The 7887-nt window shown below is 70.9% G+C and carries 7 protein-coding genes; 5 read left to right on the top strand and 2 right to left on the bottom strand.

Annotation, left to right across the window (positions count from 1 at the left end; all coding sequences use genetic code 11):
* Nucleotides 1-237: 237 nt before the first annotated feature.
* On the top strand, nt 238-1089 hold the full coding sequence (locus IEZ03_RS22435; RefSeq protein WP_184885830.1) for a DUF72 domain-containing protein: 852 nt from the start codon (nt 238-240) through the stop codon (nt 1087-1089).
* Between the two features lie 119 nt (nt 1090-1208).
* Nucleotides 1209-1805 (top strand): CBS domain-containing protein, encoded by a 597-nt coding sequence (locus IEZ03_RS22430; protein WP_184885832.1) that lies wholly within the window; start codon nt 1209-1211, stop codon nt 1803-1805.
* 7 nt (nt 1806-1812) lie between these two features.
* Here the strand turns inward: IEZ03_RS22430 and IEZ03_RS22425 are convergent, their stop codons facing one another.
* A complete protein-coding gene (locus IEZ03_RS22425) occupies nt 1813-2481 on the bottom strand; it encodes an HU family DNA-binding protein (protein ID WP_184885834.1) in 669 nt (222 codons plus the stop codon).
* A gap of 310 nt (nt 2482-2791) precedes the next feature.
* Between IEZ03_RS22425 and IEZ03_RS22420 the strand changes: the two genes are divergently transcribed.
* The gene (locus IEZ03_RS22420; RefSeq protein WP_184885836.1) at nt 2792-3742 is read left to right on the top strand and encodes an alpha/beta hydrolase; all 951 of its coding nucleotides are present in this window, start codon (nt 2792-2794) and stop codon (nt 3740-3742) included.
* A 333-nt stretch (nt 3743-4075) separates the two neighbouring features.
* Here the strand turns inward: IEZ03_RS22420 and IEZ03_RS22415 are convergent, their stop codons facing one another.
* Complete coding sequence (locus tag IEZ03_RS22415; protein WP_229808490.1) at nt 4076-5011, bottom strand: PDR/VanB family oxidoreductase; 936 nt, start codon at nt 5009-5011, stop codon at nt 4076-4078.
* 511 nt (nt 5012-5522) lie between these two features.
* Between IEZ03_RS22415 and IEZ03_RS22410 the strand changes: the two genes are divergently transcribed.
* Both IEZ03_RS22410 and IEZ03_RS22405 read left to right on the top strand, forming a co-directional pair.
* Entirely contained in the window at nt 5523-7169 is a 1647-nt protein-coding gene (locus tag IEZ03_RS22410) for a carboxylesterase/lipase family protein (protein WP_221480790.1), read from the top strand.
* Between the two features lie 361 nt (nt 7170-7530).
* Nucleotides 7531-7887: an MmcQ/YjbR family DNA-binding protein gene (locus IEZ03_RS22405; RefSeq protein ID WP_184885838.1), complete on the top strand. Its 357-nt coding sequence runs from the start codon at nt 7531-7533 to the stop codon at nt 7885-7887.

The raw sequence follows: 7887 nt of genomic DNA, 5'->3' as shown, positions 1-7887 counted from the left end.
CGCCGGACCGGCCCGGCATCCGCACCACGTACAGCGAGCCGGCCACGAGGCCGGCGGATCCGGCGGCCACCGCGGTCCACGTGACCGCGGTGCGCACACGACTCTTTCTCGCCCTCATGGGTCCTCCAAGATCCGACTTCCCGAGCTACGCGTGGAGGTACGCGGCCCGGGCGCGCGGAGTTCAAGGCCCGGCGGAGCGGCAGGTGAGGGGGCCGGCGAAGCGATAGCGTCGGGTTCATGCGGCTTCATGTGGGGTGCGCGATGTGGACGCATCCGTCGTGGCAGGGGCGTTTCCTTCCCCATCCGCTTCCGCCCGGTGCGCGGCTGCGCGCGTATGCGGGCTGGTGCAACGCGGTGGAGGGCAACACGACCTTCTACGCGACACCGTCGCGGAGCACGGCGGAGTCGTGGGCGGAGCAGGCCGGCCCCGGCTTCCGCTTCGTCCTCAAGCTGCCGAGGTCGATCACGCACGAGCGGCGCCTGACCGGCTTCGACGACGACCTCCGGACGTTCCTGGCGGCGATCGAGCCGCTCGGTCCCCGGACGCACGCGCTGTGGGTGCAGCTCCCGGGGTCGTTCGGCCCGGCGGACCTCGGGACGCTCGGGGGCTTCCTGCGCCGCCTGCCCCGGACGCACCGCTACGCCGTCGAGGTGCGCCACCGCGCGTTCTTCGAGGAGCCCGGATGCGCGCGCGACCTCGAAAGGGTCCTCGCGGGCGCCGAGGCCGAGTGGGTGCCCTTCGACACCACCGCGTTCTTCCGGAGCCGTCCGGGCAGCGACGCGGAGCGGGACGCGTGGACGAAGAAGCCCCGCGTGCCCCGCCGGTCGGTGGCGCTGACCGACCGCCCGATCGTCCGCTACCTCGGCCGGGACGACACGGAGCAGACGGTCGAGGGATGGCAGTACTGGGTCGCGAAGGCCGCCGAGTGGCTGGACGAGGGACGCTCACCGACGATCTTCATCCACACGCCGGACAATGCCGACGCGTTGCCGCTCGCCCGCCGCTTCCATGACGAGGTGCGGGAGCGGGTACCGGGGCTCGCGCCCTTGCCCGAGCCGGAGCCGGCTGAGCCGCCGACCCTCTTCTGACGGTTTCCGGGACGAAGGGCCCTGGGTCTGCGGCGCCCGCCGGGTGATCCTGGACGCAAGGGTCAGGGTGCCCCTGCCCGGGTAGGTCAACGGCGTCCTCGCCGGAAGGAGAACACGCCATGCTGGTCCGGGAGGCGATGACCTCGCCCGTCGTGACGATCCCGCGGACGGCCACCGTCCGCCAGGCCATCCGCGTCCTGCACGAGCACAACGTCACCGCGCTGCCGGTCGTGGACGAGCCGGGGCGCCTGGCCGGCATCGTCAGCGAGATGGACCTCCTGCAGGGCGTGTTCGAGCACGACCCGCGCGCCTTCGTGCGCCCCGTGGCGACCACCGCGTCCCCCGCGCCGCGCCTCGTCGAGGAGGTCATGACCCGGGACGTGGAGACCGCCCGGCCCAACGGCGACGTGGCCGCGCTCGCCGAGATGATGATGAAGACGCGGATCAAGAGCGTCCCGGTACTGGACGGCTCCACCATCGTGGGCATCGTCAGCCGCCGCGACCTCATCGCGATCCTGGCCCGCGACGACGCCCGGATCCGCGACGACGTCCTCGCCGCGATCACCGAGTACGGCACGGAGGGCGCCCACTGGGACGTCTCGGTCCGGGACGGCGCCGTCGAACTGCGCGGAACCACGGACGAGCCCGCACAGCAGATCGCCGACGTCCTGGCCCGGACCGTCCCCGGCGTGACCCGAGTCTCGATCCGCGGCTGACCCTGGCCTACTTACCGGCCTTGACGCGCCCCTTGCCCTTGACCTGCTTCTTCTTGCCGCTCTTAGCGCTCTTGGCGCTCTTGGCGCTCGCGCCGCTCTTCGCGCCCGCGCCATTCTTGGCGCTCAGGTCAGGCTTCGCGCCCTTGCCGGCCCTCGCGCTCTTGCCGTTCTTCAGGCTCTTCGCGCTCGCGCCGTTCTCGGCGTCCTTGGCGTTCTTCGCGGCCGACGAGGTATCCAGCTTGATCGCCTTCGCCTTCTTCGGCACCTTCCTGGAGTTCGCGCTCTTCTTCGCCTTCTTGGCGGCCTTGGGCTCTGTGGGGCTCGCCGGCTCGGCCACGACGCCGTCCGCCGCCTCCTGCGGAGCCGCCGCGAGGGCCTGCTCCTCGGCCGCCACGACGGCGCCTCCCGCGACCCGGGTGCGGAACGTCTGCCCGGAACGGAACCGCGGAACCTCCGCGGCGGCCACCTCGATCGGCGCCCCGGTGCGCGGGTTGCGGGCAGTGCGGGCCGGGCGGGACAGCCTGTCGAACGTCCCGAACCCGGTGACGGTGACGCGCTCGCCGGCGGCCACCCGTTCCATCACGACCTCGAACACGGCGTCCACATGGCGGCGGCCCACGGCCTCGTCGCTCCCCGCACGTTCCGCCACGGCCCTGACCAGTTCGCTGCGGTTCATTGCGGCCTGCCCTTCACTGTGGCGAAATGTGCGGCCAGCCTAGCCGCCTCGACCGCCCCGAACCGGCAGATCAGCCCAGGTCGTCAACGTGTCTTCTCCCCGACACAGACGCCCGTCCCGCCCCCTCGCCACAGAACACACCGAGCCCCAAGATCAGCAAAACCGCGTCTCGACGGCGAAGTTGGGCGCCCGCCGCCCCCGGCGCCCCGAGATGGCGGCACAATCCGGCGGGTGATCTCCGCTGCCCGGCCCCTGGGCAAGAGGAGCGCGGGAGCCGAGACTGGAGCCAGCCGCCGAGAGGAGCCCCGAGGTGACGTACGCCTACGATCCCGAACTCGTCCCGTGGATCTCGACGATCCCGCAGATCGTGATCAGCGAGTACGAGCAGATCCGCAGGGACGAGGTGGAGATGTTCGGCAAGCCGCAGTACGTGCCGCCGATCCCGGTGGACGTCCGCGACGTGCACGTCCCCGGGCCCGAGGGCGCACCCGATGTCCCCGTGCGGATCTACGCCCCCGCGGACCGGGACGGCGACCTGCCGGGACTGGTGCACATCCACGCGGGCGGCTTCGTCATCGGCAGCATCGACACCGCCCAGGACGACGCGACCTCCATCGCGGCGGAGGTCGGCGCCGTGGTCCTGTCCGTGGGCTACCGGCTCGCCCCGGAGCACCCGTTCCCCGCCGGGCTGGACGACTGCTACGCCGTCCTGACCTGGGCGGCCGCCCATTCCGCCGAACTCGGCATCGACCCCGGCAGGCTCGCGGTGGGCGGCGACAGCGCGGGCGGCGGACTGTCCGCGGCCGTCGCCCTGATGGCCCGCGACCGCGGCGGACCCGCACTGTGCTTCCAGCTCCTCGGCATCCCCGAACTGGACGACCGCCTCGACACCCCGTCCATGCGGGCGTTCACCGACACCCCGATCTGGCACCGGCGCAACGCGGAGCTGAGCTGGGACTACTACCTGGGCGAGGGCGTCCGAGGCACCGACTCTGTGTCCCCGTACGCGGCCCCCGCCCGCGCAGAGGACCTGTCAGGCCTGCCACCCGCCTACGTCACCACCTGCGAATTCGACCCGCTACGGGACGAGGGCCTCACCTACGCCCAGCGCCTCATCCAGGCAGGCGTCCCCACCGAACTGCACCACTACCCAGGCACCTTCCACGGCTCAACCATGATCAGGGACGCAGCCATAACAAAACGCATGCGCACCGACCGCCTAACCACCCTCCAACACGCCCTGACTCAAGCTTCAACGTAGGTAGAGCCATTCGCCGATAACAGTGATCAAGGACGGCCCGGTAGCGGACGCAAAACCCGCCCCGGGTCGTCATGACCCGCTGGCACCTAAGGCGGTTGATGCGGCATCCGACGCACGTGGCAGCCCTCTCTCGCCTCGATCGCGGCGACCACCCGCCCAGCCGCGCGACGCGTCCCCTTCCGCGCAGGGCACAGAGCAACTGCGGCGCATGAACGCGCAGGTCAAGGTTCAAGGACGAACCGCGGGCCGCGGGCGCGGGAGACACAGATCATCATGAGACTCCCATCCGCGCGCTCCACCTCTTCCACGCAGGAAGCGGAGGAAACGCGCGAGTCAGAGTTCGAGGACGAGCCGTGAGCCGCGGGCGCGGGAGACACAGATCATCATGAAACTCCCGTCCGCGCGTTCCGCCTCCGTCAGGACCGAGTCACGATGGTCGGGATCGCCTTCCAGAACGGGCGTTTCGCACGTCCCACACGTCCCTTCACGGCAGGACGACAGGACGTTGACGCCCGCCTTCTCCACGGTCTCCAAGATCGACAGGCCGGATTCGACCGTCAGCGTGCGCCCGCTCAACGCGAGCTCGACCTCGAACGCCTCGCTCGGCCCCGTGACCGGCTTCGGCGTGAACCGCTCCGTGCGCAACGAGCCCGGGGCCAGGACGGCACATCGTTCCTCGGCCGCAGCGAGCATCGGCTCCGGCCCGCAGCAGTAGACAAGCGTCCCAGGCGCGGCCGCCGCCAGTGCAGCGTCAAGATCAAGCAGGCCGAACTCGTCCCGGGGGCGAATCTCAACCTTGTCCCCATAGGCGGACAACACATCCAAGAAGGCCATGGCCGACCGTCGCCGCCCCCCATAAACGAGCCGCCACTCGACCCCTGCCGCATCGGCGGCGGCCACCATGGGGAGTATCGGCGTGATACCGATCCCGCCGGCGAGAAACAGGTAACCGGACGCATCCTCCAGCGCGAAGTTGTTACGCGGCCCCCGCACCACGAGCTTGTCCCCCGGACGCACCCGCTCATGGACGACCGTCGAACCAAGCCCCTCCTTCAGAACTCCCAGCCGCCACGTCCGCAAGTCACCCGGATCCCCGCACAACGAGTACTGCCGGACGAGCCCATCACCGAGAACAACATCGACATGCGCACCAGGACGCCAAGCCGGCAACTCCCCACCGTCCACCGCCCGCAGGGTCAACCCCACGACCCCATCGGCCAGCTCCACCCGCCCCTCAACAAGAACTTCCATCTCGCCCTCAGCGGCCACGCATCCTCCCGCCTCGATCCACAAAGGTCACCCCACCCCTTGCATCCACCCGCCCTCACACCAACCACCGCCTCGCCAAGAAGCCCCAACGCCACTCCGCCCGACCCCACTCACCGCTCCCCACCTCGCCCCGACACAGACCAACACGCCCCCGCACTGCCCGACACTCCCGGTCCATACCGACACGCCGTCCGCAGACCTGCGCGCCCCGGCGGCCCGGCGCGCAATATCCCCGGCGCCCCAGCTCGGACCGCTCGGACCGCCACGGACGACCGGCGCGTGCCAGCCCGGACCGGCGCGGACCGGCGCGGACCGGCGCGGACCGGCGCGGACCGGCGCGGACCGGCGCGGACCGGCGCGGACCGGCGCGGCGGGTGCGGATCGGGGGCGCCCGAGAGGCCGGGGGCACCTTTGTGGCGCCGACAGCGGGCGCGTCCGGCGGGGGGTGCGCGGCGCGCCGAGTGGCGCGTCCCGCCTCCCGCCGGACGCCTGATAGCCGCCCGATCGTTGGATGACGTTGCCCTTCCGCGTGTGGAGGATGGCTGTGGTGCGGTGCTGTGGTGGCTCGACCATCGCCGGTGGTCCGGGGGTCCGTCAGCACCGCTTCCGTCGAGCGGAAGAACCCGTGGCCGCAGCCGCATCCGACCGGAAGGATCTCGAGCATGTGTTGTCGTGCAAGGACGGGCGGCCCATGACCGCCGAGGCGCTCACCGCGTACGGCGCCGTGCGTGGGGTGCGCGAGGACGGCCTTGCCGTCTTCCGCGGTGTCCCTTTCGCCCGTCCCCCCGTGGGCCCGCTACGCTTCGCCGCGCCCGAACCGCCGGAGCGGTGGGACGGAGCCCGGCCCGCCACCGCGTTCGGACCCGCCCCGCCGCAGTCGTCGGCGCTCGCGCCCGGCATCCCGCAGACGACCGGTGACGACTGGCTGACCTGCAACGTCTGGACACCCGATCCAGGTGCCGGGGGCCTCCCGGTGATGGTGTGGATTTACGGCGGCGCCTACCTCATCGGCCAGTCCTCCGATCCCGGCTACGACGGCGCGGTGCTGTCCCGCGAGGGCGGTGTCGTCGTGGTGACGTTCAACTACCGCGTGGCCATGGAGGGGTTCGGGCAGATCGAGGGCGCGCCCGCCAACCGCGGCCTCTTGGACCAGGTCGCCGCGCTCGCCTGGGTCCACGACAACATCGCGGCCTTCGGCGGCGACCCGGGCAATGTCACGGTCTTCGGCGAGTCCGCAGGCGCGGGCTCCATCGCGGCCCTGCTCGCGATGCCGCGTGCGTCGGGCCTGTTCCACCGTGCCATCGCGCAAAGCGTCCCGGGCACATTCTTCTCCGCCGCCTTGGCGGACGACATCAGTGCCGTGATCGCCGCCAAGGCCGGGGTTCGTCCGATTCGCCAGGCTCTCGCTGAAATCCCTCCCGTCCGTCTGATGGAATCCGTGGACGCCGTCGCCGCCACCATGGCGCGGTATCCGCAGTGGGGACCGGTGGCACATACCCCGACTCCGTTCTCCCCGGTCGTGGACGGCGACGTGCTGCCGCGAACCCCCTGGGCGGCCCTCGCCGCCGGATCCGCCCGGGACATCCCGCTGATCACCGGGCACAACCGCGACGAGTACCGCCTCTTCATCGCGATGGGCGGCCTCCTCGGCAAGATCACGGACGAGCAGGCCGCGACCGCCTTGCGCACCTTCGCTCCCGACCCGAGGGCCTACCGCGACGCCCACCCCGGCGCTCCTGCTGAGACCCTTTACGAACTCGTCCACTCCGACTGGCTGTTCCGGATGCCGACCCTGCACCTCGCCGAGGCTCAGGCCGTTGCGGGAGGCCCGGTGCATCTGTACGAGCTGGCCTGGTCCGCGAACGGTCTCGGCGCCTGTCATGGCCTGGACGTCCCCCTGGTTTGGGGCAACCTCGCAGGCGGTATCGCCGACCTCCTCATCAGGGACGCAACCGCCGCCGATCAGTTGTCGTCGAGGATCCGCCGTGCGTGGACGGAATTTGCGGCATCCGGCGACCCCGGCTGGCCCGTCTACGAACCGTCGCAGCGGCTCACTCACATTTTCGACACATCCCCCACGATCGCCCCCTATCCGGAGGAGACGTCACGAAGGCTGTGGGCGGACCACACCTTCACCGCCCTCGCGCTCACCCCCTGACCGGCCCCGGGGGATGGAGGCGGCCCAAGCTTCCCAGGGCCGCGCCCATCCCCCGGGACCGGCCCGGCACCTCCGTCGCCGATACGCCTGCTTCCCGCAGCGGCCACTCCGACTTCCCGTCCACTCGCCGGTACGGGGCAGCGTCTACAACGACGGCCACGCCCGCACCGCGGGCGGCCGCATCGTCAAGCCCGTCCGGCTGCCGCAGAAAGTCACCGGCATGCGGTACAGAAGGCTTGGGCACGGACCTCGGAGTCCTCGACCTGTGCTCGCCCGCGATCAGCTCCGCCGGCTGGTCAACGCAAGGAAGAGACGGAGCCCGCCTGGAGGGCGGCGACCACGATCATGGGAAAGGCACGGCATGAGCGATAGCGACGCGCAGGCGCGGATACGGGAAATCTGCCTCTCGCTTCCGGAGACGTCGGAGAAGCCCTTCGGCGGGCACACGGCACCCTCCTTCAGGGTTCGCGACAAGCTGTTCGTTATGACCAGTGAGGACGGACTCTCGATGACCTTCAAGGCCGGCCCCGGCGTACAGGAGGCACTGGTGGCGGAGGCCCCTGAGCGCTTCTTCGTCCCGAAGTACGTGGGAAGCAAAGGATGGGTCGGTGCTCGCCTCGACGTCGACCATGACTGGGACGAGATGGCCGAGCTCGTCGAGGACAGCTATCGTCTCATCGCTCCGAAACGCCTGGTGAAGCTGCTCGAAGACCGTTAG

It is taken from the genome of Actinomadura livida (genome assembly GCF_014648675.1).
Taxonomy (GTDB): domain Bacteria; phylum Actinomycetota; class Actinomycetes; order Streptosporangiales; family Streptosporangiaceae; genus Spirillospora; species Spirillospora livida.
This window is presented reverse-complemented; position numbering and strand designations above follow the sequence as displayed.

Coding starts and splice junctions, on each gene's coding strand:
- IEZ03_RS22435 (WP_184885830.1), top strand. CDS start 238: ATGCGGCTTCATGTGGGGTGCGCGATGTGGACGCATCCGTCGTGGCAG.
- IEZ03_RS22430 (WP_184885832.1), top strand. CDS start 1,209: ATGCTGGTCCGGGAGGCGATGACCTCGCCCGTCGTGACGATCCCGCGG.
- IEZ03_RS22425 (WP_184885834.1), bottom strand. CDS start 2,481: ATGAACCGCAGCGAACTGGTCAGGGCCGTGGCGGAACGTGCGGGGAGC.
- IEZ03_RS22410 (WP_221480790.1), top strand. CDS start 5,523: ATGACGTTGCCCTTCCGCGTGTGGAGGATGGCTGTGGTGCGGTGCTGT.
- IEZ03_RS22405 (WP_184885838.1), top strand. CDS start 7,531: ATGAGCGATAGCGACGCGCAGGCGCGGATACGGGAAATCTGCCTCTCG.